Source organism: Streptomyces sp. NPDC000878 (assembly GCF_053599695.1).
Window position 1 is genome coordinate 19,078 of record NZ_JBSFMT010000069.1, and the last position, 26,099, is coordinate 45,176.

The 26,099-nt window shown below is 70.6% G+C and carries 25 protein-coding genes; 13 read left to right on the forward strand and 12 right to left on the reverse strand.

The window, feature by feature from the left end; all coding sequences use genetic code 11:
- Both ACWDR4_RS39570 and ACWDR4_RS39575 read left to right on the forward strand, forming a co-directional pair.
- Positions 1-873, forward strand: coding sequence for a sterol desaturase family protein (locus ACWDR4_RS39570; protein ID WP_450415740.1), 873 nt, complete (start codon positions 1-3; stop codon positions 871-873).
- Positions 870-1,577, forward strand: coding sequence for a lysoplasmalogenase (locus tag ACWDR4_RS39575; protein WP_450415742.1), 708 nt, complete (start codon positions 870-872; stop codon positions 1,575-1,577). The genes ACWDR4_RS39570 and ACWDR4_RS39575 overlap by 4 nt, the downstream gene beginning before the upstream one ends.
- On the opposite strand, the gene ACWDR4_RS39580 is transcribed toward ACWDR4_RS39575, so the two are convergent.
- The 4 genes from ACWDR4_RS39580 to ACWDR4_RS39595 form a co-directional block, all read right to left on the reverse strand.
- On the reverse strand, positions 1,543-2,547 hold the full coding sequence (locus tag ACWDR4_RS39580) for a CopD family protein (protein WP_450415743.1): 1,005 nt from the start codon (positions 2,545-2,547) through the stop codon (positions 1,543-1,545). The two genes, ACWDR4_RS39575 and ACWDR4_RS39580, sit on opposite strands and share 35 nt — an antisense overlap.
- A 143-nt stretch (positions 2,548-2,690) precedes the next feature.
- Entirely contained in the window at positions 2,691-4,091 is a 1,401-nt protein-coding gene (locus tag ACWDR4_RS39585) for a CoA transferase (protein WP_450415744.1), read from the reverse strand.
- Positions 4,092-4,201: 110 nt separating this feature from the next.
- Positions 4,202-5,731: a S8 family peptidase gene (locus ACWDR4_RS39590; RefSeq protein WP_450415746.1), complete on the reverse strand. Its 1,530-nt coding sequence runs from the start codon at positions 5,729-5,731 to the stop codon at positions 4,202-4,204.
- Between the two features lie 84 nt (positions 5,732-5,815).
- Entirely contained in the window at positions 5,816-7,351 is a 1,536-nt protein-coding gene (locus ACWDR4_RS39595) for a S8 family serine peptidase (protein ID WP_450415748.1), read from the reverse strand.
- Positions 7,352-7,813: 462 nt separating this feature from the next.
- Between ACWDR4_RS39595 and ACWDR4_RS39600 the strand changes: the two genes are divergently transcribed.
- The 3 genes from ACWDR4_RS39600 (at position 7,814) to moaA (ending at position 10,959) form a co-directional block, all read left to right on the forward strand.
- Positions 7,814-8,170 (forward strand): DUF485 domain-containing protein, encoded by a 357-nt coding sequence (locus ACWDR4_RS39600; RefSeq protein WP_450415749.1) that lies wholly within the window; start codon positions 7,814-7,816, stop codon positions 8,168-8,170.
- On the forward strand, positions 8,167-9,792 hold the full coding sequence (locus tag ACWDR4_RS39605) for a solute symporter family protein (RefSeq protein WP_450415750.1): 1,626 nt from the start codon (positions 8,167-8,169) through the stop codon (positions 9,790-9,792). Before ACWDR4_RS39600 ends, ACWDR4_RS39605 begins: the two co-directional genes overlap by 4 nt.
- Positions 9,793-9,969: 177 nt before the next feature.
- Positions 9,970-10,959, forward strand: a complete 990-nt coding sequence (gene moaA / locus ACWDR4_RS39610; protein WP_450415752.1) for a GTP 3',8-cyclase MoaA — start codon at positions 9,970-9,972, stop codon at positions 10,957-10,959.
- A gap of 90 nt (positions 10,960-11,049) precedes the next feature.
- Here the strand turns inward: moaA and ACWDR4_RS39615 are convergent, their stop codons facing one another.
- Together ACWDR4_RS39615 and ACWDR4_RS39620 are read right to left on the reverse strand one after the other, a co-directional pair.
- Positions 11,050-11,277 (reverse strand): hypothetical protein, encoded by a 228-nt coding sequence (locus ACWDR4_RS39615; protein WP_450415753.1) that lies wholly within the window; start codon positions 11,275-11,277, stop codon positions 11,050-11,052.
- Positions 11,278-11,497: 220 nt separating this feature from the next.
- Positions 11,498-11,896, reverse strand: coding sequence for a DUF3099 domain-containing protein (locus tag ACWDR4_RS39620; RefSeq protein ID WP_450415755.1), 399 nt, complete (start codon positions 11,894-11,896; stop codon positions 11,498-11,500).
- 244 nt (positions 11,897-12,140) lie between these two features.
- On the opposite strand from ACWDR4_RS39620, the gene ACWDR4_RS39625 reads away from it, so the two are divergent.
- A complete protein-coding gene (locus ACWDR4_RS39625; protein WP_450415801.1) occupies positions 12,141-12,416 on the forward strand; it encodes a GlsB/YeaQ/YmgE family stress response membrane protein in 276 nt (91 codons plus the stop codon).
- 83 nt (positions 12,417-12,499) lie between these two features.
- Here the strand turns inward: ACWDR4_RS39625 and tyrS are convergent, their stop codons facing one another.
- The 3 genes from tyrS to ACWDR4_RS39640 form a co-directional block, all read right to left on the reverse strand.
- Entirely contained in the window at positions 12,500-13,765 is a 1,266-nt protein-coding gene (tyrS, locus tag ACWDR4_RS39630) for a tyrosine--tRNA ligase (RefSeq protein WP_450415757.1), read from the reverse strand.
- 74 nt (positions 13,766-13,839) lie between these two features.
- The gene (locus tag ACWDR4_RS39635; protein WP_450415759.1) at positions 13,840-15,234 is read right to left on the reverse strand and encodes a metallopeptidase TldD-related protein; all 1,395 of its coding nucleotides are present in this window, start codon (positions 15,232-15,234) and stop codon (positions 13,840-13,842) included.
- A complete protein-coding gene (locus ACWDR4_RS39640) occupies positions 15,231-16,754 on the reverse strand; it encodes a TldD/PmbA family protein (RefSeq protein WP_450415761.1) in 1,524 nt (507 codons plus the stop codon). The genes ACWDR4_RS39635 and ACWDR4_RS39640 overlap by 4 nt, the downstream gene beginning before the upstream one ends.
- 257 nt (positions 16,755-17,011) lie before the next feature.
- Between ACWDR4_RS39640 and fabG the strand changes: the two genes are divergently transcribed.
- The 3 genes from fabG (at position 17,012) to ACWDR4_RS39655 (ending at position 19,025) form a co-directional block, all read left to right on the forward strand.
- Entirely contained in the window at positions 17,012-17,716 is a 705-nt protein-coding gene (gene fabG, locus ACWDR4_RS39645) for a 3-oxoacyl-[acyl-carrier-protein] reductase (RefSeq protein WP_450415763.1), read from the forward strand.
- A 5-nt stretch (positions 17,717-17,721) separates the two neighbouring features.
- Entirely contained in the window at positions 17,722-18,489 is a 768-nt protein-coding gene (gene fabI / locus ACWDR4_RS39650; protein ID WP_450415764.1) for an enoyl-ACP reductase FabI, read from the forward strand.
- Positions 18,490-18,671: 182 nt separating this feature from the next.
- Complete coding sequence (locus ACWDR4_RS39655; protein ID WP_450415766.1) at positions 18,672-19,025, forward strand: hypothetical protein; 354 nt, start codon at positions 18,672-18,674, stop codon at positions 19,023-19,025.
- Here ACWDR4_RS39655 and ACWDR4_RS39660 read toward each other — a convergent pair.
- Positions 19,000-19,689, reverse strand: coding sequence for a FadR/GntR family transcriptional regulator (locus tag ACWDR4_RS39660; RefSeq protein WP_450415768.1), 690 nt, complete (start codon positions 19,687-19,689; stop codon positions 19,000-19,002). The genes ACWDR4_RS39655 and ACWDR4_RS39660 overlap by 26 nt on opposite strands.
- 58 nt (positions 19,690-19,747) lie before the next feature.
- Here ACWDR4_RS39660 and ACWDR4_RS39665 point away from each other — a divergent pair, with 58 nt between their 5' ends.
- The 4 genes from ACWDR4_RS39665 (at position 19,748) to ACWDR4_RS39680 (ending at position 22,302) form a co-directional block, all read left to right on the forward strand.
- Positions 19,748-21,121, forward strand: a complete 1,374-nt coding sequence (locus ACWDR4_RS39665) for a CynX/NimT family MFS transporter (protein ID WP_450415770.1) — start codon at positions 19,748-19,750, stop codon at positions 21,119-21,121.
- A gap of 96 nt (positions 21,122-21,217) precedes the next feature.
- Positions 21,218-21,334 (forward strand): SGM_5486 family transporter-associated protein, encoded by a 117-nt coding sequence (locus ACWDR4_RS39670; RefSeq protein WP_105974872.1) that lies wholly within the window; start codon positions 21,218-21,220, stop codon positions 21,332-21,334.
- 157 nt (positions 21,335-21,491) lie between these two features.
- Positions 21,492-21,698 (forward strand): hypothetical protein, encoded by a 207-nt coding sequence (locus ACWDR4_RS39675; RefSeq protein WP_369033738.1) that lies wholly within the window; start codon positions 21,492-21,494, stop codon positions 21,696-21,698.
- A gap of 85 nt (positions 21,699-21,783) precedes the next feature.
- Positions 21,784-22,302: a SixA phosphatase family protein gene (locus ACWDR4_RS39680; RefSeq protein WP_450415772.1), complete on the forward strand. Its 519-nt coding sequence runs from the start codon at positions 21,784-21,786 to the stop codon at positions 22,300-22,302.
- Between the two features lie 159 nt (positions 22,303-22,461).
- Here the strand turns inward: ACWDR4_RS39680 and serB are convergent, their stop codons facing one another.
- Together serB and ACWDR4_RS39690 are read right to left on the reverse strand one after the other, a co-directional pair.
- Complete coding sequence (gene serB / locus ACWDR4_RS39685) at positions 22,462-23,664, reverse strand: phosphoserine phosphatase SerB (RefSeq protein WP_450415774.1); 1,203 nt, start codon at positions 23,662-23,664, stop codon at positions 22,462-22,464.
- Between the two features lie 105 nt (positions 23,665-23,769).
- Positions 23,770-25,950 (reverse strand): streptophobe family protein, encoded by a 2,181-nt coding sequence (locus ACWDR4_RS39690; RefSeq protein WP_450415775.1) that lies wholly within the window; start codon positions 25,948-25,950, stop codon positions 23,770-23,772.
- Positions 25,951-26,099: the final 149 nt, after the last annotated feature.

Here is a 26,099-nt window from a genome sequence, read left to right on the forward strand (position 1 = left end):
ATGCCCAACCTCCCCGACGTCGTGGCCTGGTCGATACCCGCCTTCGTGCTGCTCACCGTCATAGAAATGATCAGTGTCCGGATCCACCCCGATGAGGACGACGCCGGGTACGAGACCAAGGACGCCGCGACCAGTGTCGGTATGGGACTTGGGAGCCTGGCCTTCGACTTCCTCTGGAAGATCCCGATCGTCGCCGTCTACACGGCCATTTATGAACTCACCCCACTCCGGGTCCCCGTCCTCTGGTGGACCGTCCCGCTGATGCTGCTCGGCCAGGACTTCTTCTACTACTGGTCGCACCGCGGGCACCACGTCATCCGCATCCTGTGGGCCTGTCATGTGGTCCACCACTCCAGCCGGAAGTTCAACCTCACGACCGCGCTGCGCCAGCCCTGGACCACGCTCACCGTCTGGCCGTTCTACGTCCCCCTCGTCGCCCTCGGTGTGCATCCGGCCGCGCTCGCCTTCTGCTCCTCCGCGAACCTCGTGTACCAGTTCTGGATCCACACCGAGCGGATCGACCGCATGCCCCGCTGGTTCGAGTACGTCTTCAACACGCCCTCCCACCACCGCGTCCACCACGCCTCCCAAGGGGGCTATCTGGACCGGAACTTCGGCGGAATCCTCATCGTCTGGGACCGGCTCTTCGGCTCGTTCGTCGCGGAGACCGAACGGCCTGTCTACGGGTTGACGAAGAACATCAACACGTTCAACCCGATCAAGGTCGCCACTCATGAGTACGTCGCGATCGTCAAGGACATCAAGGCGGCGGGCAGTTGGCGCGAGCGCGCCGGGCGGGTGTTCCGGGGGCCCGGCTGGCAGCCCGCGCCGGTACGGCAGGAGCAGCCGGCCGAAGAGACCGTCGTCGCGTGAGACGACCGGCCCGCGTTCTCCTCGCCGCCTTCGCCCTCGCCGCAGCCGTCGACCTGATCTCCCTCGCCGGCGGCTCCGACACCGGCCACGTCCTCGCCAAGCCCCTCCTGATGCCCCTCCTCGCCGCCCACGCCCACCTGCGCGGCGCCCCCCGACTCCTCACCGTCGCCCTCCTCCTCGGCTGGGCGGGCGACGTCCTGCTCCTCGCCGACACCGACCCGGCGTTCCTGGCGGGCATGGCCTCCTTCGCGGCCGGCCACGTCTGCTACCTCGTCCTCTTCAGGGCGTACGGCCACGAGGACCGCACGTCTGACGGCCCCCCACGCGCGCGTGCCGCCCGCCACGGCCTTGCCGGGGCCTACGCCCTGGCCCTGGCCGTCACCCTCGCCGTCCTCTGGCCAGGGCTCCCCGCCGAACTCCGCTTCCCCGTCGCCGGTTACAGCCTCCTGCTGACCGCGATGGCGTGGCGGGCCACCGCACTCGGCCTTCTCACCGGCGCGGGCGGCGCGCTCTTCCTGCTCTCCGACACGCTCATCGCTAGCGGCGTCGCGGACCTGCCCCAGTTCCCGAAGCCCGACTTCTGGATCATGCTCACGTACCTCGCGGCGCAGGGGCTCCTGACCGTCGGCGTCCACGCGGCGGCGGCGAGAACCGCGGCGCGGTCACCCCTCACGTCCAGCGGATCGGCACCGGCAGGGCCGTGAGCAGCCCCGACACCGCGACCACCAGCCCCAGCGCGACGACCTCCGCGCGCGCGGGGGAGCAGGCCGTCAGCGGGTCGGCCGCCCGGCCCAGCCGCAGCCGCGCCCAGAGGGCGAGTACGGCGACGGCGGCCACGACGATCACCTTGGCGAGCAGTGTGCGGCCGTACGCCGTCGACGTCAGCTGCTCCAGGACCGTGTCCGCCGGCATCCGGCGCAGCGTGCTCCAGATGCCCGTCGCGGTGATCAGGGCGAGCAGAACGGCCGCCACGCGCGCGTAGAGGCCCAGCAACGCCACGCGCGCCTCACTTGCCGCCCCCCAGAGAGGCAACGTCCGCAGGACGTACAGCAGTCCGCCCACCCACAGCGCCGCGCACGTGAGGTGCACGAACGTCAGCGCCGAGCCGGTCAGCGGATCCAGCTCCGGCGCCGGATGGGCCCGCAGCGCCTCCGCCACGGCCACGGCGGCCAACGGCCAGACCTGCATCACCGGACGGGCCGAGAGGGCGCACAGGCCCGCCGCCGCGAACCCGTTGACCTCCAGCAGCGCGAGCTTGCCGTCCCGGGACGCGTACAGCCCGCCCACATCGATCACGGCCAGGCTGTCCGGTACGAGGTTGCCGGTCGACACCACAGAGGCCAGCCCCAGCGCGGCGACGAAACCGACACCGGCCGCGTACGGCGCCCAACTCCGCGCCCGCTCCGGCGGCGCCCCGGGCAGCCTGCCGGCCAGCTGCCGCACGAACAGCTCGCCCACCGGCACGCACAGCGCGGCGAACAGCACCGTCCGCAGCAGGGCGATCCCGGGGACGCCGGGCGCGGCGGCCTCCCCGGTGCCGTCCAGCGCGGCGGACGGGCCGAGCAGCGGTATCAGCGCGGCCAGCGCCACCAGCACGAGCACGGCGACGGCCCGCCCGGTACCGGATCGTCCGTTGTCGGGTTGCCCGGCACCAGGGCGCCCGGCATCGGGCATTCTCGCGGGCCCGTCCTCGTCGGACGGCCCGTCAGTCGGTCGTATCAAGCCCACCCCAAGATCCTCACCAGCCGTAGGTACGTCTCCGGTCGCCCGACGACTCACCCCGGCGCCCCTCCCCAAGGGCCCACGCTGTGTCTATCTCAATACACCCAGTGGGGACGATCCGTCCCCCAAATCCCGGGAGGCCGCGCCCAGTCGACCGGCCCGCCCGCGAAGGAGACCGGCGGCAGCGCGTACCGCAGCCGCCCCAGCGCGCTGTCCCGCTCGGCGAGCCACGCCTCCGGCCCGTCGTACGCCTCATGCGTGGAGTCGCTCACAGGAGCCCCTTGTCCTCGCTCCGCGCCGCTCATCAGCCACCCCGCCGTCCGGGCCAGCGCCAGCCGTACGAACCGGCTGCCGCCCTCCCGCACCTGGTCGCTCAGCGCCCGCAGCACCCCCGCCGCCAGCAGATACCCCGTGCCGTGGTCGAGCGCCTGCGCGGGCAGCGCACCCGGCTCCGCCGCCGTCCCCTCGATCGCCGCGATGCCCGTGGCGACCTGCACCAGGCTGTCGAAGCCCCGCCGTTCACCCCAGGGCCCGTACGCGCCCCACGCCGACAACTGCGCCACGACCACCCCTGGCCGGCGCTCGGCCAGCGCCTCCGGCGACAGCCCGAACCGGTCCAGGGCACCGGGCCGGTACCCGGTGACGACGACGTCCGCGTCGGCGAGCAGTTCCTCGAAGGCACTCCGGTCGGCCGCCAGATCCAGCACCGCCGACTGCTTCCCGAAGCCCGTGTCGGCGTGCTGGTCCGGGAGTTCGGGCAGCCGGGGCGCGTCCACGCGCAGCACGTCCGCGCCGAGCAGGGCGAGCGTGCGGGTGGCGACGGGGCCCGCGATGACCCGGGTCAGGTCCAGGACGCGGATTCCGGCGGCGGGCAGCAGGGGGCCGGTGCCGATCGGCGTGAGCACGCGCGCGGGTGCCGAGTCCAGCCGCCCACGCTCGACCAGGGGGCGTGCGGCCACCGCCGCGCCCTGCTCGTGCGCGGTCCATTCCTTCGCCGTACGCAGCGCGACGGCGAGGCCTCCGGCCGCGTACACGGTCTCCTCGGCCTCCGCGGCGGAGCGTTCGGCGAACGCGGCGGCCACGGACGCCGGGTCCTCGGACGTGCCCAGGGCCGCGAGCAGACGTGCCCGGTGGTGCGGGTAGTTGGCGTGCGTGCGCACCCAGCCGTCCGCCGTCCGCCAGAAGCGCGACAGGGGCGCGAAGGTGACCGGTGCACGTCCGTCGACCAGCAGATGCCTCTCGCTGACGAGGGCGGTGGCGACCGCGCCGTCGTCCACGCGGACCCCGGGCAGCTCCGGCAGCCCGGACCGGAGGGCGCCCAGTTCGGCGGCGGCCAGCGCGCAGGAGCCGACGCAGGCCCGCGCCAACTCCCGTACCGGAAGCCGTGATGCGAGCACTCCGGTGCGGGCGACGGTCGAGACCCGGGCGGGGGCGGCGGGATCACCACCCAGTGCGGCCCAGGTGTACTCCGTGCTCAATGTGCTCAACACCGTCATACGGTCACTATGCCGTGTGTACTGGATCAACATGTGTACGGGATCAACACGGCGGGCCGGACAGCTCAACGCTGTCCGGCCCGCCGCAGAGGATCAATACCGATGTGGAGCTACTTCGTCACCGCGTCCAGTGCGTCCGCGATGCCGTGGCCGTAGAAGCCGTTGTAGTTCTTCGGGCCCTCGCACACCGCGTCGACCTTGCCGTCGCCGTTGATGTCGTACGGGTCCGTGCACGTCGTGGCGTCCGCCTCGGCGTACAGGAGCGCCTTCACCAGGCGGGCGGAGGCGTGCGGGTGCGTCGACTTGATGAGGGCGGCCACGCCCGCGACATGCGGGGACGCCATCGACGTACCGGCCATGTAGCCCCAGGTGCCGCCGGGCAGCGGGCCGAGGATCAGACCGCTGGTGGCCGGCGGGGCCGGGGTCTGGTAGCGGGTCGAGTCGCCGCCCGGGGCAGCTATGTCGATCACGCCCAGGCCGTGGTTGGAGAACGACGACTTGATGCCCTTGGCGCCCGTCGAGGCGACCGTCACGACGCCCGGGAGCTGGGTCGGGATGTCGTAGCACTCGGACGGGTCGATGACCCGGTCAGAGGGCGTCGCGTCGTTCGGGGAGACCGGGTCGGTGATCTCGTCGGCCGCGAGGTCGTAGTTCTCGTTGCCGGCCGCCGCGACATTGACGACGCCCTTGTGCTCCGCGTACTGCGAGGCACGCGTGATGGCGTCGACCAGGGCCTTCTGGTCCGGGTCGTTCTTGCAGTTGAAGTACCAGGGGTCCGTGTAATAGCTGTTGTTGGTGACGTCCACGCCGTGCTCGGCCGCCCACACGAAGCCGCAGACGACGGCCTCCGTGTAGAAGTAGCCGGCCGTGGTCGACACCTTGATGCCGGACACCTTGACGCCCGGCGCGACGCCCGTGACGCCGACGCCGTTCTTCGCGGCGGCGATCTCACCGGCGACGTGCGTGCCGTGCGGGCTCTCGCCCGTGGTCGGCCGCCAGGCCCCGTCGGTCGTGTCGGGCTTGCCCGTCACACAGTTGACGGAGGCCTTGCGGTCGAAGTTCGGCGCGATGTCGGGGTGGGTGTCGTCCACGCCGGTGTCGATCACGGCGACGGTCACCTTGGAGCTGCCGAGCGACTTCTCGTGCGCCTTGTCCGCCTTGATGGCGGGCAGGTCCCACTGCAACGGCTCCAGCGGGTCCTGGGCCGCGGTGGCGTCGGCGGTGGCGCTCGCGACCTCGGCCGCGGAGAGCACCTTCGGGGCACCCATGTCGGTGGTCGACTGCGCGGGCAGCGGCGCGTTGCGCGTGTTGCCGGCCGACTGCACGCCGGGCACCTTGCGGACGATCTTGGCGAAGTCGGGGTTCGCCGAGTGGACGACGATCACGCCGATCCGGTCGTACGACGTCACGATCGTGCCGCCGGCCTGGGCGATGGCCTTCTTCAGGTAGTGGGCGGAGCCGAGCCCGGGGAACACGTTGACGACATAGCTGAGCGATGTCGCGTCGGCGGCGGTGGCCGCCACGGGCGTGGCGTCGGCCGCGACGGCGTCGATGTTCGGCAGGAAGGCGAACGCCGTCGCCATGGCCATCCCGACCGGGATCGCCACGGCGCGACGGGAGCGCGGGTGAGGCGCTGTCATAGGGGTCTCCAGTTCCTTCGTTCGTGGGACGTACGGGCCGTGCGGGAAGACGGGAAGACGGGAAGACTCGGAGGACCTCGCGGGCTACTGGACCGCGCGCAGCGCGTCGACGATCCCGGCCCCGAAGAATCCGTTGACCCGATCGCCGCCCTCGCACACCGCGTCCTGTGCGCCGTCACCGTCCTGGTCGTACGACTCGGGGCAGCCCGGGTTGTCCGCCTGGGCCTTGAGCAGCCTCTGCAGCTGGGCCGGGGTCGCCCACGGGTGCTTCGACTTCAGCAGCGCGGCGACACCCGCGGCGTGCGGCGAGGCCATCGAGGTGCCTTGCAGGAAGGCGTACGCACCGTTCGGCATGGTGGACAGGATGCGGCCGTCCCGCGACGGCGTGTCCGGTATCTGGTACCGGCGGTCGCCGCCCGGCGCCGCGATGTCGATGACGCCGTTGCCATAGGTGGAGTAGTACGACTTCACGTTGTCGACGCCCGTGGCGCTCACCGTGACGACACCCGGGAGCTGGGTCGGTACGTCGAAGCACTCGTGCGGGTCGATCGTGCGCGTGACCGGCGTCGAGTCGTCGGGGCTGGAGTCGTCGACGATCGCGTCGGAGGCCAGGTCGTGGCTGGAGTTGCCCGCCGACGCCAGGTTGAGCGTGCCCTTGTTCTGCGCGTACAGCTGCGCCCTGTTGACCGCGTCAACAATGGCCCGCTGATCGGGGTCGTCCATGCAGTTGTACAGCCACGGATCAACGTAGTAGCTGTTGTTCGTGATCTCGACGCCGTGATCGGCGGCGAACACGAAGGCGCACACGACGCTCTCCGGGTAGAAGAGCCCGTTGTCCGGGTCGCTCACCTTGATGCCGGAGACCTTCACACCGGGCGCGACACCGGCCACACCGACGCCGTTGCGGGCGGCGGCGATCTCACCGGCCACGTGGGTGCCGTGGTAGTCCCCGGCGGTGTACGGGCGCCACGCACCCGCGCTGGTGTCCGCGACGCCGCCGACGCAGTTCGCGGACTGGGCGGCGGAGAAGTTCGGGGCGAGGTCGGGGTGGGTGTCGTCGACGCCGGTGTCGATCACGGCGACGGTGACCTTGCGGCTGCCCGGGTTGATCTTCGCGGCCTTGTCGGCGCCGATCGACCGCAGGTCCCACTGGTCGGCTTCGAGGGGCTCGCTCTCGGGGACCGTGGCCGACACGGCCTCGACCTTGGCTGCCTCCGCGGCCGTCAGATAGTCCGCCGCACCCTCGTCGGTCGTCCCGGCGGCCACCAGCGGCGTGGTCCGCGTCGCACCCGCGGACTTCACCCCGCGCACCGCGCGGATCTCCGCCCCGAAGGAGGGGTTCGTGGAGTGGACGACGATCACACCGATCTTCTTGAACGTGACCACGACGGTCCCGCCGGCCGCGGAGACCGCCTTCGTCACCGCCCCGATCGTGTGACGGTCGGTGCTCTTCGTGTTGACGACATACGCGAGGTTCGGACCCTCCGCGGCCGTGACGGCGGCGGAGGCGGCCGGCTCGGCGGCCGACGCGGCCACGGGCAGGAAGCTGAGGGAGGCGGTCAGGGACAGCACGACCGGCACCGCGAGAGCGAGCCGGCGTCTGGAGCGCAGATGAGCCATGGGATCTCCACATCATCCGGAAACGAGGCCGGCCCGGACAAGGATGGTTGCCGGGCAGGCGCGTAGCAGGGACGGACAACAAGTGAGTACGCGCGAAAAAGGCGGGCACGGGCGCATGGCCCGCACCGCCGATATTGCAGGTACATGACGGGTGGTACAGGCCGAAGCTATCCCGCGTCGTCGCTGGCCAGCAATGACTTCCGGAGACCAGTTCGGAAAGAAGCGCGGGGAGTTGAACCGGCCCTCGCGTGGCGCCGTGACCTTGGACAGGGAGCACGAGCACCATCGAGCCCCCTGTCGGATCACGCGTGTGGGCCCTACCATCGCGAGCCGACCCCGTGATCCAGATCACCGCGAGGTCAGAAAAGAGCCATGTCCGTACCCAGCCCGACCCCGTCCCCGGACGAGGACTCATCACCCCCGTCCGCTGTCGTCACCGCACCCGCAACGCGAGGAGACTCCGTGGCTACCGACGCACCGCCCCCCTCGAAGACAGAGCCCCATTCCCCCTCCACGGAGGAGTTCGTCGAGGTGCAGCAGAGCGCCGAGTTCGGTGAACTGCGCCGCGCCCACCGCTCCTTCGCCTTCCCGCTGACCGTCGGCTTCATCACCTGGTACCTGCTGTACGTCCTGCTGTCGAACTACGCGGGCGGCTTCATGGGCACCAAGCTCTTCGGCCACATCAACGTCGCCTTCGTCTTCGGCATCGCCCAGTTCGTCACCACGTTCCTCATCGCCTGGTGGTACGCGCGGTACTCCTCCGCGAACCTCGACCCCAAGGGTGAGGCGATCAAGTCCCGGATGGAGGGCGGCGCATGAGCCCCGTACAACAGAGTGTTCTCGCCGCCGGTGAGGCCAGTGAGCACCGGCCGCTGATCATCTCCTTGTTCGCGGTGTTCGTCGTCGCGACCCTCGTCATCACCGTCTGGGCGGGCCGCCAGACCAAGAGCGCCGCCGACTTCTACGCCGGCGGGCGCCAGTTCAGCGCCTTCCAGAACGGCCTCGCGGTCTCCGGCGACTACATGTCCGCCGCGTCCTTCCTCGGCATCGCGGGCGCGATCGCCCTCTTCGGGTACGACGGCTTCCTGTACTCCATCGGCTTCCTCGTCGCCTGGCTGGTCGCCCTGCTCCTGGTGGCCGAACCGCTGCGCAACTCCGGCCGCTACACCATGGGTGACGTCCTCGCGTACCGCATGCGCCAGCGCCCGGTCCGCACGGCCGCCGGTACGTCGACGATCGTCGTCTCGATCTTCTACCTGCTGGCCCAGATGGCCGGCGCGGGCGTCCTCGTCTCGCTCCTCCTCGGCATCACCTCGGACGCGGGCAAGGTCGCCATCGTCGCCCTCGTCGGCGTCCTGATGATCGTGTACGTCTCCATCGGCGGCATGAAGGGCACCACCTGGGTCCAGATGGTCAAGGCCGTGCTGCTCATCAGCGGCACGATCCTCATTACGTTCCTGGTGCTGCTGAAGTTCAACTTCAACATCTCCGATCTGCTCGGCACCGCCGCCGAACGCAGCGGCAAGGGCGACGCGTTCCTGGAGCCCGGCCTCCAGTACGGCGCCACCGGCACCTCCAAGCTGGACTTCATCTCCCTGGGCATCGCCCTGGTCCTCGGCACCGCCGGTCTGCCGCACATCCTGATCCGCTTCTACACGGTGCCCACGGCCCAGGCCGCCCGGAAGTCCGTGATCTGGGCGATCGGCATCATCGGCGGCTTCTACCTGATGACGATCGCGCTCGGCTTCGGCGCCGCCGCGCTGATCGACCAGAAAGAGATCACCGACTCCAACCCATCGGGCAACACGGCCGCGCCACTGCTCGCCCTGCACATCGGCGGCGTCGACTCGGCCTGGGGCGCGGTACTGCTCGCGACGATCTCGGCGGTCGCCTTCGCGACGATCCTCGCCGTCGTCGCCGGCCTCACGCTGGCCTCGTCGTCGTCCTTCGCGCACGACATCTACGCCAACGTCATCCGCAAGGGGAAGGCCACCGAGAAGGAGGAGATGAAGGCGGTCCGCTGGGCCACCGTCCTCATCGGCGTCGTCTCCATCGCCCTGGGAGCCCTCGCCCGCGACCTCAACGTGGCCGGCCTGGTCGCACTGGCGTTCGCGGTAGCCGCCTCGGCCAATCTCCCGACGATCCTCTACAGCCTGTTCTGGAAGAGGTTCACCACCCAGGGCGCCCTCTGGTCGATCTACGGCGGCCTGATCGTGGCGGTCGGCCTGGTGCTGTTCTCGCCGGTCGTCTCCGGCGACCCGAAGGCGATGTTCCCGGACGTCGACTTCCACTGGTTCCCGCTGAAGAACCCCGGCATCATCTCCATCCCGTTCGGCTTCCTCATGGGCTGGCTCGGCACGGTCCTCTCCAAGGAGGAGCCCGACACCGGCAAGTACGCGGAGTTGGAGGTGCGGTCCCTCACGGGAACCGGAGCGCACTAGGCGTTCCGCCGCGCACACGGAGCGGGGCCGTCGTAGGGATCTACGGCGGCCCCGCTCCACGTCTTGTGGCATCGGGGCGGTCTCGATGTCAGTGGGGTCACGTAGGCTCGCAGGTGTCGGAGAAACTGTGCTCCGCACACGATCCGCACGCGATCCGCTACGAGGGAGGGGGCCCACGTGCTCATCGACACCTACAACCGAGTGGCCACCGACCTGCGCGTCTCACTGACCGACCGCTGCAACCTGCGCTGCACGTACTGCATGCCCGAGGAGGGCCTGCAGTGGCTGGCCAAGCCTGACCTGCTCACGGACGACGAGATCGTCCGCCTCATAGACATAGCCGTCCGCCTGCTGGGCATCCAGGAGGTCCGTTTCACCGGCGGCGAGCCCCTGCTGCGCCCGGGCCTGGTCGGCATCGTGGAGCGGGTCGCCGCCCTGGCCCCCCGCCCCCAGATGTCCCTGACGACGAACGGCATCGGCCTGGTCCGTACGGCGACCGCGCTGAAGGCGGCCGGCCTGGACCGCGTCAACGTCTCCCTGGACACCCTGCGCCCTGACGTCTTCAAGACGCTCACCCGCCGCGACCGCCACAAGGACGTCATCGCGGGCCTGGAAGCCGCCCGTGAGGCCGGTCTGACCCCGGTCAAGGTCAACGCGGTCCTGATGCCCGGCCTCAACGAGGACGAGGCCCCCGACCTCCTGGCCTGGGCGGTCGAGCACGACTACGAGATGCGTTTCATCGAGCAGATGCCCCTGGACGCCCAGCACGGCTGGAAGCGCGAGGGCATGGTGACGGCGGGCGACATCCTGCAGTCCCTGCGCACCCGCTTCGAGCTGACGGAGGAGGGCTCGGAGAAGCGGGGCTCGGCCCCGGCGGAGCGCTGGCTGGTGGACGGCGGCCCGCAGGTCGTGGGCGTCATCGCCTCGGTCACCCGCCCGTTCTGCGCCGCCTGCGACCGCACCCGCCTGACGGCCGACGGCCAGATCCGCACCTGCCTCTTCGCCCGCGAGGAAACAGACCTCCGCGCGGCCCTCCGCTCCACCGCCCCCGACGAGGAGATAGCCCGCATCTGGCGCGAGGCAATGTGGGGCAAGAAGGCAGGAGCAGGCCTGGACGACCCGGAGTTCGTCCAGCCGGACCGCCCGATGTCAGCGATCGGCGGCTGAGCAGGGGCGCCCCATAGGAGCGCCCCATAGGGGCGCGAGGAACTGCGCGACAAGCCACACACGACCCGCAGCCAAAAGACGATGCCCAGCTCACCCCTCCGGAGGAGACTCCCACTCCTCCAGCTTCACCACGTCCTTCAAAAACCCCCGCACCCCCAGAAACTGCGACAAGTGCTCGCGATGCTCCTCGCAAGCCAGCCACGTCTTCCGCCGCTCAGGCGTATGCAGCTTCGGGTTGTTCCAGGCAAGGACCCACACGGCGTCCGCCCGGCATGCCTTGGCGGAACAGATGGGGGAGTCAGAGTCAGGACCGAACATCTGCTGACCCTAACCCGGCCGAAAACCCGGCCGGAACAGCACTCAAAAGGCGACGCCGAGCAGCCACGGGGGGAGCTGCCCGGCGTCGGTCTGTCGCTCCGACGGGGGATGCGGAGCGCGTACGAAGTATGTCATGGGTAAGCGTCCGACCGGCACTGGAACAACATGATTGATCTGAGCTTTTCTTGAGCTTGGCGAAGCCGCCCGCACTGACTTTTGGTCAGGCCCGCTCGCGCGGATTGCCCCGCACGTCGGCCCCCTGATCGCCCCCGGAGTCTTCCGCTGCGGGTTCCGCGAAGTCCTCTTCCGGCCGGGGCGGCGCGATCATCGGCCGCACCGGAGCCGTCACGAACGTCGACGGCAGCCCCGGCGCGTTCTCCCGGCCGGCGTTGGCGATCACCACGGAGATGTAGGGGAGGACCATGCCCAGCACCAACGCCACGAACGCGACGTGCCGTTCGACGTTCCAGAGCACCGCCGCGAGGACCACGGCCACCGTCCGCACGGACATGGAGATGATGTACCGGCGCTGTCTGGCGCGCACATCGTCAGCGAGCCCCTGCCGGGCCCCGGTGATCCGGAAGACCTGGGCGCCGCCACTGCTGCTCTGCTTCCGCATCACGTTCCACCGTCCACCCGAATCGGACACGCCCCGGCCCGTACCCGCGCCGAACCCGGTCGGGGAACCAGGATCCGGACAGCTTCCACGTTACGCCGCGTCTGCGTCGCCTACGAGACCGGGGCACCTTCCGTCGGGGTGACCCCTCTGCGCCGTACCGCGTACCGAGATCCCCGACATGCGCCGTAGCGCGAACGCACCGACACTGGGCGTAATGCTCACCAGAGCCGACGAGGAGGCAGCCATGGGCTGGTTGTGGGCGATCATCGTGGGATTCGTGCTGGGTCTGCTGGCCAAGGCGATCATTCCGGGCAAGCAGCACAGCCCGCTCTGGCTGACGACCATCTTCGGCATCATCGGCGCCGTCATCGGCAACGCGATCGCACGAGGCTTCGGCATCGACGAGACAAGCGGCATCGACTGGGGGCGCCACGCGCTCCAGCTCGCGGCGGCCGTCGTGATCGTTTTCCTGGGAGACATGGCGTACTCGGCGATGCGCGGCAAGAAAGAGCGAGCCTAGCGGTACGTGTGAAGGGGGCGGCCCGATCGACAGGGCCGCCCCCTTCACACGTACCCACCACGTACGGACTGGCCGGTCACCGGTCAGCCGGTGACCTCCACCGCCGCCAGGTTCTTCTTCCCCCGGCGCAGGACCAGCCACCGCCCGTGCAGCAGGTCCTCCTTCGAGGGGACCGCGTCCTCGGTGGCGACCTTCGCGTTGTTCACGTACGCGCCGCCCTCCTTCACCGTGCGCCGCGCGGCCGACTTGCTGGCCACAAGGCCGACCTCGGCGAACAGGTCGACGACCGGTCCCGCCTCGGCGACCTGGATGTGCGGCACCTCGGAGAGGGCCGCGGTCAGCGTCCGCTCGTCCAGGTCACCCAGTTCGCCCTGGCCGAAGAGTGCCTTGGACGCGGCGATCACGGCGGCCGTCTGCTCGGCGCCGTGCACCAGCGTCGTCAGCTCCTCGGCGAGCGCGCGCTGCGCGGCCCGCGCCTGCGGACGCTCCGCGGTCTGCGCCTCCAGCGCCTCCAGTTCCTCCGGAGACTGGAAGGACAGGATGCGCATGTACGTCGAGATGTCCCGGTCGTCCACGTTCAGCCAGAACTGGTAGAACGCGTACGGCGTCGTCATCTCCGGGTCGAGCCAGATGGCGCCGCCCTCGGTCTTGCCGAACTTGGTGCCGTCCGCCTTGACCATCAGAGGCGTCGCCAGACAGTGCGCCTCGGCGTCGGGCTCCAGCCGGTGGATCAGGTCGAGGCCCGCCGTGAGATTGCCCCACTGGTCGCTGCCGCCCTGCTGGAGAGTGCAGCCGTACCTCCGGTACAGCTCCAGGAAGTCCATGCCCTGCAACAGCTGGTAGCTGAACTCCGTGTAGCTGATGCCTTCCTGGGACTCCAGCCGCCGGGCGACCGAGTCCTTCGTCAGCATCTTGTTGACGCGGAAGTGCTTGCCGATGTCCCGGAGGAACTCGATGGCCGACAGACCGGCCGTCCAGTCCAGGTTGTTCACCATCACCGCGGCGTTCTCGCCCTCGAAGGACAGGAACGGCTCGATCTGCGCGCGCAGCCGGGTCACCCAGTTCGCGACCGTCTCCGGGTCGTTCAGCGTGCGCTCCGCCGTGGGACGCGGGTCGCCGATCTGGCCGGTCGCCCCACCCACCAGGGCCAGCGGACGCAGGCCCGCCTGCTGGAGGCGGCGCATGGTGAGCACCTGCACCAGGTGACCGACGTGCAGACTGGCCGCCGTCGGGTCGAAACCGCAATAGAACGTGACGGGACCGTCCGCGAGCGCCTTACGCAAAGCGTCCTCGTCAGTGGACAGGGCGAACAGCCCCCGCCACTTCAGCTCGTCGACGATGTCCGTCACGGTTCTCGTATCTCCTTGTGAATGGTCTTCGTACAGTCAGTTGTACGGCAGTCGAGTGACTACCGGCTACGAGGTTATACGCCCTGACTGACAGAGCTCATATTGAAGTCCGGCACCCTGAGCGCGGGCATCGCGGCCCTGGTGAACCAGTCGCTCCACTCCCGGGGCAGCGTCTTCTCCGTACGCCCCGCCTCGACGGCCCGCCCGAGCAGGTCCACCGGCGACTCGTTGAACCGGAAGTTGTTGACCTCCCCGCTGACCTCGCCGTTCTCGAGGAGGTACACCCCGTCGCGGGTCAGGCCGGTCAGCAGCAGGGTGGCCGGGTCGACCTCGCGGATGTACCAGAGGCAGGTCAGCAGCAGCCCGCGCTCGGTGTTCGCGACCATCTCCTCCAGGGACTTGTCCTCGCCCCCGTCCAGGACGATGTTCCCGATCGCCGGGGACACGGGCAGGCCGGTCAGCCCGGCGGTGTGCCGGGAGGTGATCAGCCGGTTCAGCTCGCCCTCGCGGATCCACTCCGTGGCACTCAGCGGCAGCCCGTTGTCGAACACCGACTGGTCGTCGCCGGAGGAGTGGGCGAGCAGGAAGGGGGAGGACTCAAGACCCGGCTCGTTCGGGTCGCTGCGCAGCGTCAGCGGCAGCTCGGTGAGCTTCTCGCCGATGCGTGTCCCGCCGCCCGGCTTGGAGAACACCGTGCGCCCCTCCGCGGCGTCCCGCGCGGACGCCGACCACAGCTGGTAGATCAGCAGGTCGGCGACGGCCGTCGGCGGCAGCAGAGTCTCGTACCGCCCGGCCGGCAGCTCGATCCGCCGCTCCGCCCAGCCGAGGCGTACGGCGAGTTCCGCGTCGAGGGCGGCCGGGTCGACGTCCTTGAAGTCCCGCGTCGACCGCCCGGCCCACGCGGACCGCGTACGGTCCGGGGACTTGGCGTTCAGCTCCAGCGTCCCGTTGGGCTGGTCATGGCGCAGCCGCAGCCCCGTCGACGTACCCACATAGCTCGACACCAGCTCGTGGTTGGCGAAGCCGTACAGCTCCCGGCCGCCCGCACGCGCGCGTGCGAACGCCTCGCCGAGCGCCGGCGCGAAGTCGGCGAACACCGCGGACGAGGTCTCGACGGGCGCGTCCGTGAAGTCGGGGGACGACGGCACGCCCGCGACCAGCGGCTGGGCGTCCTCCGCGGGCCCGGCACCGCGCGCGGCGGCCTCGGCGGCCCGTACGAGCGGCTCCAGATCGTCGGTGGTTACGGCCGCGCGGGAGACGACCCCCGAGGCCGTGCCCTGCTTGCCGCCGACGGTCGCGACGACGGTGAGCGTGCGCCCGCGCGTGACCCCGTTCGTGGTGAGGGCGTTGCCCGCCCAGCGCAGGTTGGCGGTCGACTCCTCGTCGGCGATGACGACGCACCCGTCGGCCCGGGACAGCTCGAGGGCCCGCTCGACAACCTCGTGCGGCTTCTTCATTCGGGCGCTCATCGACCGGCCTCCTGCGTGGTGTTGAGGATGTTGACGCCCTTGAAGAGGGCCGACGGGCAGCCGTGGGACACGGCCGCGACCTGGCCCGGCTGGGCCTTGCCACAGTTGAAGGCGCCACCCAGGACGTACGTCTGCGGACCGCCGACGGCCGCCATGGAGCCCCAGAAGTCGGTGGTCGTCGCCTGGTAGGCCACGTCCCGCAGCTGCCCGGTGATCCGGCCGTTCTCGATCCTGAAGAACCGCTGCCCGGTGAACTGGAAGTTGTACCGCTGCATGTCGATGGACCAGGACCGGTCCCCGACGACGTAGATCCCGCGGTCGACCCCGCCGATGAGATCCTCGGTCGACAGCCCGGCCGGGTCCGGCTGCAACGACACATTGGCCATGCGCTGCACGGGCACATGCCCCGGCGAGTCCGCGTACGCGCACCCGTTGGACCGATCGAACCCGGTCAGCTTCGCGATCCGCCGGTCCAGCTGGTAGCCCACCAGCGTCCCGTCCTTCACCAGGTCCCACGACTGCCCGGCGACGCCCTCGTCGTCGTACCCGATGGTCGCCAGGCCGTGTTCGGCGGTGCGGTCGCCCGTGACGTTCATCAGGTCGGAGCCGTACCTCAGCTTGCCGAGCTGGTCGAAGGTCGCGAAGGACGTGCCCGCGTACGCCGCTTCGTAGCCGAGGGCCCGGTCCAGCTCGGTGGCGTGGCCGATGGACTCGTGGATGGTCAGCCACAGGTTGGACGGGTCGACGACCAGGTCGTACAGCCCCGCCTCGACGCTCGGCGCCCGCATCTTCTCCGCGAGCAGTTCGGGGATCTGCTCCAGCTCGGACTCCCAGTCCCAGCCCCTGCCCGTGAGGTACTCCCAGCCGCGCCCGACGGGCGGCGCGATCGTCCGCATCGAGTCGAACTCGCCGCTCGACTCGTCGACGGAGACGGCCGTGAACTGCGGGTGCAGCCGCACCCGCTGCTGTGTGGTGACGGTCCCCGCGGTGTCGGCGTAGAACTTGTTCTCGTGCACCGTGAGCAGCGAGGCGTCGACGTGGTTGACGCCGTTCGCCGCGAGCAGCCGCGCGCTCCACTCGGCCAGCAGCCCGGCCTTCTCCTCGTCCGGCACGGTGAACGGGTCGATCTCGTACGACGAGACCCACGTCCGGTCCGCGTGCACGGGCTCGTCGGCCAGCTCCACGCGCTCGTCGGACCCTGCGGCCTTGATCACCTGGGCGGAGAGCTTCGCCATGGCCACGGCCTGCGAGGCGACCTTCGCGGCGGCGTCCATGCTCAGATCCACGCCCGACGCGAACCCCCAGGTACCGCCGTGCACCACCCGCACCGCGTACCCCAGGTCCGTGGTGTCGGACGATCCGGACGGCTTGGCGTCCCGCAGCCGCCAGGACGCGCTGCGCACCCGCTCGAACCGGAAGTCCGCGTGGTCGGCACCGAGCGCACGCGCGCGTGCGAGGGCGGCGTCGGCCAGGGCACGTAGGGGCAGTGCCAGGAATGACTGATCGACCTCATGGGCCATGAGCGGCCTCTCCTTGTCACGGTGAGTGTGATGCGTCTGTCTCGCAGTGAATCATGCAGGTCTGACAGCGAGGCTTCCAACGGATTCGCTTCGTTCGGTCCGGGCCCATCGACTGTAGAGACCCGACAGGACCAGGGGTGCGCCACTGTCGGTGCCCGATTGTCCGCGGATGCGGACGGACCGATAGGTTTTCGGAGAAGCAGCCTGTCAACCGGGTGTTCGGACAGGTGTTGAACCGCTAACGAAAGGGTGATCCGTTGAGCCGCTCGGTTCTCGTCACCGGAGGCAACCGGGGCATCGGCCTCGCCATCGCCCGCGCGTTCGCCGATGCAGGCGACAAGGTCGCCGTCACATACCGTTCCGGTGAGCCGCCGGCCGGCTTCCTCGCCGTCAAGTGCGACATCACCGACACCGAGCAGGTGGAGCAGGCCTACAAGGAGATCGAGGCCGAGCACGGCCCGGTCGAGGTCCTCGTCGCCAACGCCGGTGTCACCAAGGACCAGCTCCTGATGCGTATGTCGGAGGACGACTTCACGTCCGTCGTCGACACCAACCTCACCGGCGCCTTCCGTGTCGTCAAGCGTGCCAACCGCGGCATGCTGCGCGCCAAGAAGGGCCGTGTCGTACTGATCTCGTCGGTCGTCGGGCTGTACGGCTCGCCGGGGCAGGCCAACTACGCCGCCTCCAAGGCCGGCCTGGTCGGCTTCGCCCGTTCCCTCGCCCGTGAGCTGGGCTCGCGCAACATCACCTTCAACGTGGTCGCGCCAGGCTTCGTCGACACCGACATGACCAAGGTCCTCACCGACGAGCAGCGCGCGGGCATCGTCTCGCAGGTGCCGCTCGGCCGGTACGCGCAGCCGGAGGAGATCGCCGCAGCGGTGCGGTTCCTCGCCTCGGACGACGCCTCGTACATCACTGGAGCCGTCATCCCCGTTGACGGCGGACTGGGAATGGGTCACTGATCACCATGAGCGGAATTCTCGAGGGCAAGCGCGTCCTGATCTCCGGTGTGCTGATGGAGTCCTCCATCGCCTTCCACGCCGCCAAGCTGGCCCAGGAGCAGGGCGCGGAGATCATCCTGACCGCGTTCCCGCGGCCCACGCTGACCGAGCGCATCGCCAAGAAGCTCCCCAAGCCCACCAAGGTCATCGAGCTCGACGTCACCAACGACGAGCACCTCGGGCGCCTGGCCGACGTCGTCGGTGAGGAGCTCGGCGGCCTCGACGGTGTCGTCCACTCCATCGGCTTCGCGCCGCAGGACGCCCTGGGCGGCAACTTCCTCAACACCCCGTTCGAGTCCGTGGCCACCGCCATGCACGTCTCGGCGTACTCCCTGAAGTCGCTCACCATGGCCTGCCTGCCGCTGATGCAGAACGGCGGCTCGGTCGTCGGTCTCACCTTCGACGCCCAGTACGCCTGGCCGCAGTACGACTGGATGGGTCCGGCCAAGGCCGCCCTGGAGGCCACCAGCCGCTACGTGGCGCGCGACCTGGGCAAGCAGAACATCCGCTGCAACCTCATCTCCGCGGGCCCGCTCGCCTCGATGGCCGCCAAGTCCATCCCGGGCTTCAGCGACCTGGCCGCCGTGTGGGACAACCGCTCGCCCCTGGAATGGGACCTCAAGGACCCGGAGCCGGCCGGCCGCGGCATCGTCGCCCTGCTCAGCGACTGGTTCCCGAAGACCACCGGCGAGATCATCCACGTGGACGGCGGGCTGCACGCGATCGGCGCGTGACCACTGCCGACGCCCCTTGAGGCTCGGCCGACATCCGAGGGCTCGCGTTCCGTTCCGGCGCGGGCCCTCGGCGCGTCACCCGTTCGGCTCATCCGGCCGAGCGGGGGACAGGGGTAACTGGGCACTCTGGATTACGCGTTCACCGCGCGTTCCTCCCCAGCACGGCCGAGGAGGTCTCCCTTGTGCGCCTGTCCCGCAGCTTCGCCCCGCTGCTCGTCGCCGTAGCCCTCGCCGGCGCCCTTCCGTACGAGGCCGTTCCCCACGCGCGCGTGGAGGCACGGCAGCCGGAGCGGCCCGATCCCTTCGGCGCCACGTGCCGTACCCGGGTCACCGGCTCCGAGGTGACCGCGTACTGCCACAACCCCTACGTGGCCACCGACCGCGTCCGGCTGCACATCGAGTGCGACCGCTGGTGGGACCTCGACAGCGACGGCACCTCGGTCGAGGCCGGGCCCGCACAGACCGTACGGCTCACCGGCCGCTGCTGGAAGGAAGTCCGCTCGGTGTGGGTCAGCCACGAGAAGCGGACGACCTGAGCCGGCACGAGAACGGATAGCCCGCCGCCTCCCTGGCGGCTGCCGCCGCGTCGCCCGCGCGGATCGCGTCGACGAGCGGCGCGTGCTCCACGTACGACCGATGGGCCAGCTCCTCGCCCACGTCGTCGCGCAGCCAGTCCCGCAGCACCTCGCCCAGGTCCGCGTACATCGCCGTCATCACGTCGTTGTGGGACGCGGCCACCACGGCCATGTGCAGGCTCGCGTCGGCCGTCACGAACGCCTCCGCGTCGCCGGAGGCCCAGGCCTCCTCCCGGCGCGCCAGGAGCGCGTCCAGCTGCTTGAGGTCGCGTTCGGTACGGCGCAGGGCCGCCAGTTCGGCGGCGCCCGACTCCAGCGTGGACCGCAGCTCGGCGATGTGCCGGGGGTCCGCGTCGGCGAACCGGCGGTGCATCACCCCGGCCAGCTCACTGGTCGCCACGACGTAGGTGCCCGAGCCCTGGCGGATGTCCAGCAGCCCGTTGTGCGCGAGGGCCCGGACCGCCTCACGGATGGTGTTCCGGGCCACTCCGAGCTGCTCGACCAGCTCCGGCTCGGTCGGGATACGGGCGCCGACGGGCCACTCGCCCGAGGTGATCTGACTCCGCAGCGCGGCGATGACCTGCTCGGACAGGGCCGAACGGCGAGGGTGGCTCAGCGGTGGCATGGCACATCTTCGCACGGGGGACTACAGCCAATCATCCCATGATTCTATGATAGTGGCCATGGTGAGCAAGGAAACCCGGACGACGACGTCCACGCCCACGTCCATGTCCCCGTCCACGTCCACGTCCATACGAAGTTCCGCCGGGCCGCAGAGCGAAGCCGGGGGAACTGCCCCGCGCGCGTGGCTCACGCGGCTGGTCGTCGTCGGCATCGTGCTGGCGGCCCTCAACCTCCGCCCCGCCATCTCCAGTTTCGGCGCCCTCCTCGAAGAGGTGCGCGACGGACTCGGCATGAGCGGAACCCTGGCCGGAGTGCTCACCTCCCTGCCCTCGTTCTGTTTCGCCCTCTTCGGGGTCATGGCACCGCGCCTGGCCCGGCGCTTCGGCGTCGGCGCGGTCGTGTGCGGGGGTATGGCCGCCATCGCCGCAGGACTGGCGATCCGGCCCTACACGGGCACCACCGCCGGCTTCCTGGCCGCCAGCGCGCTCGCCCTCATGGGCATCGCGGTCAGCAACGTCCTGATGCCGGTCGTCGTCAAGCGCTGGTTCCCGGACCGGGTCGGTTCCATGACGGGCCTGTACTCGATGGCCCTCTCCCTCGGGACCGGCGTCGCGGCGGCGGTCACCGTGCCCATGACCGAGGCGCTGGGCGGGAGTTGGCAGGCGGGACTGACCGTCTGGGCGGTTCTCGCGGCGGTGGCCGTGGTGCCCTGGCTTCCGCTCGTACGGGAACGGGGCCCGGGCGGTGACCAGCGGGAGGCGTCTCCCGCGCCGTCCCCCATGCAGTCCTCCGTGCCGTCACCCGCGCGCGGGACGTCCGTCACCGGGCAGGGGGCCGGTGCACTGCGCATCACCCGCAGCCGTACCGCCTGGGCGCTCGCCGTGTTCTTCGGGCTCCAGGCCACCGCCGCCTACGTCAGCATGGGCTGGCTGGCGCAGATCTTCCGGGACGCGGGCGTCCCGGCCGGCACCGCCGGACTGCTGCTCGCCGTGACCATGGCGATGGGCGTGCCGCTCGCCTTCTTCATCCCGCGCGTCGCCACACGCCTGCCCCGCCAGGGCCCGATCGTGATCTTCCTCGGCGTGTGCGGACTCCTCGGGTACGCGGGCCTGTGGCTCGCGCCGGCCGGCGGCGCCTGGGTCTGGGCGGTCCTGCTCGGCACCGCCAACTGCTCCTTCCCGCTGGCCCTCACGATGGTCGGGATGCGGGCCAGGACGGGTGCGGGCGTCGCCCAGCTGTCGGCCTTCGCGCAGAGCACCGGCTATCTGATCTCCATCCCCGGGCCGCTCCTCGTGGGCGTGCTCTACCAGCACAGCGGCGGCTGGGGGCTGCCGCTCGCGCTGATGGCCGGTCTGATGCTGCCGCAGATGGTGGTGGGCGTACTGGCCGGACGCGATCGCACGGTCGAGGACGAGGCGGAGGCGGCCCGCTGACCCCACCCCAGGGGCGTCGCGGAGACCCAAAGGCACTCCGGGGCCCCCGGGCACCCCGGAGGCACGGGCCGGTGCGACTGGTGCGAGACTGGCCGTATGCCAGTGCTCGACCCGAACCCCCAGAACGGCCAGAAGAAGATGCTGCTCGTCTTCGGCTCCTTCTTCGCCATCTTCGTGATCATCGCCGTCATCGCGACGATCGCCTCACCGTGAGGGCCGTTGGTGGGGGTATCCCCACCATCCCCTAGGGGGCGAGTCTCAGGGTCAAGTGGGTGGATCTCCGGATGGGTTGAGGCCCGCCGGTTCCGTAACTTCGAGGTGTGGCCGCGAGGCGCGAGCCACGGACGGCTCGAAGACCCACGGAGGCATCATGTCGGCCCGCACGCACTCCCGGCCCCTTCCGGCGACCACGCGTGGAGTCGACATACGGCTGCCATGGTGGGCCCTGGCCCTGCCGACGCTCGCGTTCGTCGTGCTGCTCGCGCTGATGCTGAACCCGACCGACGCACAGGCGGCGACGGGCGACCCGGTGATCGCCCACTTCCTTGAGCGCGCGCGGGAGCTGGTGGTGCGTTGAGCGCCGTGAATGCCTCATTCCCACCTGCGGAGCCGCCCGTCAACTCCCTGCGCCCCATGGCGTGTTTCATGCGAAGCTGGTTGCCATGAGCGTCGCAGAATCCCGCAGGATCGTCCTCTTCCGGCATGCGAAAGCCGACTGGCCCGAGGTGACCGACCACGAGCGCCCGCTCGCTGACCGGGGCCGCAAGGACGCCGCTGTCGCCGGGCGCAGGCTGGCCGACACCGGCACCGCCTTCGACCTGGCCCTGTGCTCCACGGCCACCCGGACCCGCGAGACGTGGAAACTCGCGGTCCAGGAACTCCCGCAACGGCCGAAGACGGTCTACGAGGAGCGGATCTACGATGCCTCACCCGGCGAGCTCATCGCCCTGCTCAACGAAACCCCGGAAGACACCCGCAACGTGGTCCTGATCGGCCACAACCCCGGAGTACAGGCCCTCACTGACATCCTGAGCGGCGACACCGAGAGCGACACCCGCACCAGGCTGAACAACCGAGGCTTCCCGGCAGCGGCCTTCACGGTGCTGTCTTTCGAGGGCTCCTGGAAGGCCCTGGAACCGGGCACGGCAACACTGCTCGACTACTGGGCCCCGACGGAGTAAATCCCCGGTTCGGTCACGGCAGGCGGCAGGCGGCAGGCGGCACAGGCTGTGGGCAGGCGTTCCGCAGGGCGGAACGGGTGGGCACAGCCTGCGACCCGCACCCGGCGACGACGAGCAAGCCCCACCCAAGAGTCGCCGCCCCGCCCAACTCCCAGAGGGCTACTCGTGGGTGTCCGCCGCCTCGACCTCTTCCCGAGTGACCCCCAGCAGATACAGCACGGTGTCCAGGAAGGGGAAGTTCACCGCCGTGTGCGCGGCCTCCCGCACGACCGGCTTGGCGTTGAAGGCCACGCCCAGCCCCGCCGCGTTCAGCATGTCCAGGTCGTTCGCCCCGTCACCGATCGCCACGGTCTGATCCAGCGGCACCCCCGCCTCCGCGGCGAACCGCCGCAGCAGCCGGGCCTTGCCCGCCCGGTCCACGATCTCGCCGACGACCTTGCCCGTCAGCTTCCCGTCGACGATCTCCAAGGTGTTGGCCTGGGCGAAGTCCAGCCCGAGCCGCTCCTTCAGATCGTCCGTGACCTGAGTGAACCCACCCGAGACGACCCCGACCTCGAAGCCGAGCCGCTTCAGCGTACGGATCAGCGTGCGCGCCCCCGGCGTGAGCCGGACCTCGCTGCGCACCTTGTCCACCACCGACGCGTCGAGCCCCTTGAGCAGCGCCACGCGCGCGTGCAGCGACTGCTCGAAGTCCAGCTCCCCGCGCATCGCGGCGGCGGTCACCTGGGCGACCTCGTCCTCGCAGCCCGCGTGCGCGGCGAAGAGCTCGATCACCTCGTCCTGGATGAGCGTCGAGTCCACATCCATGACGACCAGACGCTGCGCCCGCCGGTGCAGCCCCGCCGCGACGACCGCGACATCGACACCGAGTGCCGCCGCGTCGGTGACCAGGGCGGTGCGCAGCGGCTCGGTCGCGACGCCGGAGACGGCGAACTCGACCGCCGTCACGGGGTACTTGGCGAGCCGGAAGATACGGTCGATGTTGCCGCCGGTCCTGGTGATCCGCGCGGCGATGGCGGCGGTCGACCGGGCGGTCAGCGGATGTCCGAGCACGGTGACGACCGAACGCCCGAGCCCGCGCGGCCGGTTGTCCCCGAGCCCGGAGATGATCTCGGCCTGCATCTTCATGGACTCCGCCCAGCTGTGGACGGTGGCCCGAAGATCCCCTTCGAGCCCGGCAGGCGGCTGTGTCACGAGCGCGCACAGCACCATGCGGCCACGCGTGACGACCTGCTCGATGTCGACGACGTCCACGGAGTAGGCGGCAAGTGTGTCGAACAGACCGGCGGTGATGCCCGGCCTGTCCTTGCCGAAGATTTTGACGAGAAGAGTAGGTACGTCAACTGTCTGCGCAGCGTTCATGGTGTTTCCACCGTATCCGGCACCCAGTGCCCACCGCGCACGTGGTCCGCCTGACGGACGGGGAACAATACGTTTCGGGTGTGTGACGAAAACCCTACGCGCAGGTCAGCGCCGTCCCTTGGGGGTGCGTGGCGGTGGGGGCGGAGGCGGCGGTGGCGGGGGAGGGGTCCGTTTCTCCGGCGTGGACTCCGGCGAGCCGCCCCTGCGCCACCCGGGCCGTCGCGGCGGCGGCGACACCGGCTTGGCCATGGTGGGAAGGCCGTACAAGTTCTCGGGCGGCTGCTCACCTTCACCTGAGCCGCGCCCTTCACCCGGGCCGAGCCCCTCACCCGAACCGCTCCCGCTCTCGCTCCACTCACCGGAGCCGCCCCTCCCACCGGGATCGTCGCCGGAACCGGCCCGCCCGGGCCCACTGCTCCTTTCGGGCGACCCCGCTCCCGTACCCGGGGCATCGGGCGCCCACCCGCCCTCGTACGGCTGTCGGCCGTACGGGATCCGACCGCTCTCGTACTGCTGACCGGCTCCGGACCCCGGCTGCTGCCCGCCCCCGTAAGGCCGCTCCGGCTCGGCCGGCCGGGCGTCCTCGGGTTCCAGCAGCCCGTCGGGCAGCCGCAGATACGGATTGGTGTCGCGGTTGGGCGGCGGGTACGACGAACCGGGCACGTACGGTCCGGAAGGCGGTCCGGGATACGGGCCGGGATACGGCCCGGGCCCGCCGGCCTGCTCCGGGTGGCCGCCGTACCGCGCTTCCTCGGCGGCCGTACCCGTCACCCCGGTCGTCCCCACAGCCCCCAGCGCCCCGGTGGCCCCGGTCGCCGTTCCCGCCCCTCCCGGTCCGGCCGGACCCGCCCACGCGTCACCCAGTGCCAACGGCACCGCCCGCCACCCCGCCGCCCCGCTCGCGTACGCCAGCAGTGCGCCGGCGGCTCCCGCGCCCGAGCCCCACAGCGCGCCCAGCAGCACAGCCGCGACCAGTTGCCCGTGGAGTTGGATTCCGGCGCCGAACGCGTCGAAGCCCAGGACCGAGATCGAGGCGTCCACTGACACCTCCGCCAGCCAGGAGAGCAGCGGCAGCGCCACCGCCGTCACCACCCCCAGCCGCAACGCGCAGCGACCGGCGAAACGCAGGGCGCCCGGATCCCGTACGGCGAGAGGCACCCGTCCGTTGACGTCGTCCGGGCCGACACCGCGGGCCAGCGGTGTCCGGGCCGCCGCGAGGATGCCCGCGAGCACCATCATCAGCACCGCCGCGACGCCCAACAGCCACACCCGGCTGTCCAGTTCGGCCAGTTTGCCGAGGCTGACCGACTGATCGGTCGCCGAGCTGCTGAGGAGCCGGTCCAGGGGGTCCGGGAGGACGTTCACCAGGATTCCGGACGCGCTGCCGTCGAACGGGACGAACAGGCCGATCGGGACGCCCAGCCAGACCCCGTTGGGGGCGCCGAGCAGGGCCGCGCCCGCGATGCGCTTGGGATGGTCGTCGCCGATCGCCGCGTACGCAGCCGCCGCGAGCCCCGCCGCCACCGCCACCAGCAGTACCGTGACCAGGGCGGACGCAGCCGGACGTACGACACGGTGGACCGCTTCCCAGCCGGGCGGCAGGGGAGTGCGGCGGGAGGCGAGGAGGGCGACCGTCAGGACTCCGGCTGCCCAGACCAGGCCGCCGAGCAGGGTGGGCAGCGTGTCGACGGTGAAGCCGACCGCCGCCTTCGCGTCGACCAGGTCGCCGACCCGGTCGGGCAGCAGACCGCTGATGTCACCGAGCCCGGGGATGTCGAGACCACCGCCCCCGCCGCCCGTGCCCGGCAGATCGTCGAGGCCCAGAGCCCCGCCGTCGATCGTGATGACATCGTGCCCCGCCCAGGCCAGCCCGCCCAGGGTCGCGACGAAGAGGGCGATCACCGCACCCGCGCGCGTGAGGAGTTCGGACCGGGAGATCACAAGTCCCGCTCCACGCAGGGACCGTAGGAAGAACCAGGACAGAAGCACCGCGCCCACCAGGCCGACGCCCAGTGGCGTGATCTCGATGGCGGTGGCCGCCTCCGCTCCTTTCAGGCCGAAGGCCGACACATCACCGGTCGGGGTGACCGAACCACCCGCCCCAAGTGCCACAACCGCCGCGGTCATCGGCCCGAGCGACGCCGTGGAGTCCGCCTCCAGCAGATGCAGTCCGAGCGCGGCCGTGCCCGCCATTCCGATCAACGCCCAGCTCACAGCGGCGATCGCGGAGAGCAGTACGTCTCCCCACGGCAGCCTCCTGCCGTGCTCGGCGGTCTCGATGCTCATCGTCAGCCCCCGATCCGCGCGGCGGCGGTCCACCCCGCGTGTCCCCCTCGCGTGGGATTACCACTCTCCGGGCCGGTTTCCACCCCGTCAACGGCGCGTGGCCGCCCGCTTGCACGCGCCGTCCGCAAGGCCCGACTTTCGGTCAGGGG

Bases quoted from the DNA above. Each gene is read 5' to 3' on its own strand.
- ACWDR4_RS39570 (WP_450415740.1), top strand. From the start codon at position 1: ATGCCCAACCTCCCCGACGTCGTGGCCTGGTCGATACCCGCCTTCGTG.
- ACWDR4_RS39580 (WP_450415743.1), bottom strand. From the start codon at position 2,547: ATGCCCGATGCCGGGCGCCCTGGTGCCGGGCAACCCGACAACGGACGA.
- ACWDR4_RS39585 (WP_450415744.1), bottom strand. From the start codon at position 4,091: ATGACGGTGTTGAGCACATTGAGCACGGAGTACACCTGGGCCGCACTG.
- ACWDR4_RS39590 (WP_450415746.1), bottom strand. From the start codon at position 5,731: ATGACAGCGCCTCACCCGCGCTCCCGTCGCGCCGTGGCGATCCCGGTC.
- ACWDR4_RS39595 (WP_450415748.1), bottom strand. From the start codon at position 7,351: ATGGCTCATCTGCGCTCCAGACGCCGGCTCGCTCTCGCGGTGCCGGTC.
- ACWDR4_RS39605 (WP_450415750.1), top strand. From the start codon at position 8,167: ATGAGCCCCGTACAACAGAGTGTTCTCGCCGCCGGTGAGGCCAGTGAG.
- ACWDR4_RS39615 (WP_450415753.1), bottom strand. From the start codon at position 11,277: ATGTTCGGTCCTGACTCTGACTCCCCCATCTGTTCCGCCAAGGCATGC.
- ACWDR4_RS39620 (WP_450415755.1), bottom strand. From the start codon at position 11,896: ATGCGGAAGCAGAGCAGCAGTGGCGGCGCCCAGGTCTTCCGGATCACC.
- ACWDR4_RS39625 (WP_450415801.1), top strand. From the start codon at position 12,141: ATGGGCTGGTTGTGGGCGATCATCGTGGGATTCGTGCTGGGTCTGCTG.
- ACWDR4_RS39635 (WP_450415759.1), bottom strand. From the start codon at position 15,234: ATGAGCGCCCGAATGAAGAAGCCGCACGAGGTTGTCGAGCGGGCCCTC.
- ACWDR4_RS39640 (WP_450415761.1), bottom strand. From the start codon at position 16,754: ATGGCCCATGAGGTCGATCAGTCATTCCTGGCACTGCCCCTACGTGCC.
- fabI (WP_450415764.1), top strand. From the start codon at position 17,722: ATGAGCGGAATTCTCGAGGGCAAGCGCGTCCTGATCTCCGGTGTGCTG.
- ACWDR4_RS39660 (WP_450415768.1), bottom strand. From the start codon at position 19,689: ATGCCACCGCTGAGCCACCCTCGCCGTTCGGCCCTGTCCGAGCAGGTC.
- ACWDR4_RS39665 (WP_450415770.1), top strand. From the start codon at position 19,748: ATGGTGAGCAAGGAAACCCGGACGACGACGTCCACGCCCACGTCCATG.
- ACWDR4_RS39670 (WP_105974872.1), top strand. From the start codon at position 21,218: ATGCCAGTGCTCGACCCGAACCCCCAGAACGGCCAGAAGAAGATGCTG.
- ACWDR4_RS39675 (WP_369033738.1), top strand. From the start codon at position 21,492: ATGTCGGCCCGCACGCACTCCCGGCCCCTTCCGGCGACCACGCGTGGA.
- ACWDR4_RS39680 (WP_450415772.1), top strand. From the start codon at position 21,784: ATGAGCGTCGCAGAATCCCGCAGGATCGTCCTCTTCCGGCATGCGAAA.
- serB (WP_450415774.1), bottom strand. From the start codon at position 23,664: ATGAACGCTGCGCAGACAGTTGACGTACCTACTCTTCTCGTCAAAATC.
- ACWDR4_RS39690 (WP_450415775.1), bottom strand. From the start codon at position 25,950: ATGAGCATCGAGACCGCCGAGCACGGCAGGAGGCTGCCGTGGGGAGAC.